Here is a 1,654-nt window from a genome sequence, read left to right on the forward strand (position 1 = left end):
GCGCTGGTGTTTCGGGGACGTTGGTGGATTTGTTCGACGAGCAGGTGGTTCGTGGTGCGGATCGTGTCGCGTTGGTGTGTGGTGGTGTCGAGTTGTCGTATGGTGAGTTCGATGCGCGGGTGAATCGTTTTGCGCGGTATTTGATTTCGGTGGGTGTGGGGCCGGAGTCGTTGGTGGCGTTGGTTGTTCGTCGTGGTGTGGATTTGTTGGTGGGGATGTATGCGGTCGCCAAGGCTGGTGGTGGGTATGTTCCGGTGGATCCGGATCAACCGGCGGATCGTACGGCGTTCATTCTCGAGGCTGCTGCTCCGGTGTGTGTGGTCAGTACTTCTGATGTTGGTTTCGATGCTGGTGTGGTGCCGGTGGTCGAGGTTGATGTTGTCGATGTGTCTGGTTTTTCGGATGCTCCTGTTTCGGATGTGGATCGTGTTTCGTCGTTGCGGGCGGAGAATACGGCGTATGTGATTTTCACGTCGGGTTCGACGGGTCGGCCGAAGGGTGTGGCGGTTTCGCATGCGGCTGTGGTGAATCAGTTGCGTTGGAAGCGTGAGGCTTTCGGTCTTGATCAGGATGATGCGGTGTTGCTCAAGACTGCGTCGACGTTCGATTTGTCGGTGTGGGAGTTTTGGTCTGCGTTGGTTTCGGGTGCGCGGTTGGTGATTGCGAAGGTCGGCGGTCAGCAGGATCCGCAGTATCTGCTCGATGTGATGGCTGTGTCGGGTGTGTCGACGTTGCATGTGGTGCCGTCGATGTTGGAGGCGTTGGCGGCTACTGGTGGTGGCGTTCTTCCGTCGGGGCTTCGTCAGGTGTTGGCGATCGGCGAGGCGTTGCCTGCTGATCTGGCGCGGCGTGTGCGTGTGGCGAATCCTGGTGTGCGGTTGTTCAATTTGTATGGTCCGACGGAGGCGGCGGTGTCGGTGACCTCGCATGAGGTGTCCGATGGTGATGTGTCGTCGGTGTCGATCGGGTCGGCGGAGTGGAATACGCAGCTGTTGGTGTTGGATTCGCGGTTGCATCCGGTTCCGGTGGGTGTTGCGGGTGAGTTGTATCTGTCGGGTGTGCAGTTGGCTCGTGGGTATCACGGCCGGGTGGATCTGTCGGCGGAGCGTTTCGTCGCCAATCCGTACGGCGCCGTGGGTTCGCGGATGTATCGCACGGGCGATGTGGTGTCGTGGAATCGTTCGGGTGAGTTGGAGTACGTGGGGCGCAGCGATTTCCAGGTGAAGTTGCGTGGTTTCCGGATCGAGCTCGGTGAGATCGAGGCGGCGTTGGTTGCTGTTGATTCGGTGGGTCAGGCGGTGGCTGTGGTGCACGAGGGTGCGCACGCTGGTGAGATGTTGGTTGCGTATGTCACTGCTTCGTCCGGGTCCGACGTTGATGTCGACGTTGTTCGTGAGGTGTTGTCGGCGGGTCTGCCCTCGTATATGGTGCCGTCGCATATTCTGGTGCTCGAGGAGTTCCCTCTTAATATCAACGGCAAGATCGATCGGAAGTTGTTGCCGGATCCGGTGTTCGAGAAGGCTGAGTTCCGGGCTCCGGTGACGCCGGTGGAGGAGATTGTTGCGTCGGTGTTTGCGGATCTGCTGGGTGTGGATCGGGTGGGTCTTGATGATGATTTCTTTGCTTTGGGTGGTAATTCGCTGATCGCGACACG

General features: G+C 58.9%; 1 protein-coding gene. It reads left to right on the forward strand.

What is annotated here, in order from left to right:
- The coding region (locus ACWF6P_RS31755; protein ID WP_452623697.1) for a non-ribosomal peptide synthetase at positions 1-1,654 on the forward strand (1,654 nt) is incomplete at both ends.

It is taken from the genome of Rhodococcus sp. NPDC055024 (assembly GCF_053608585.1).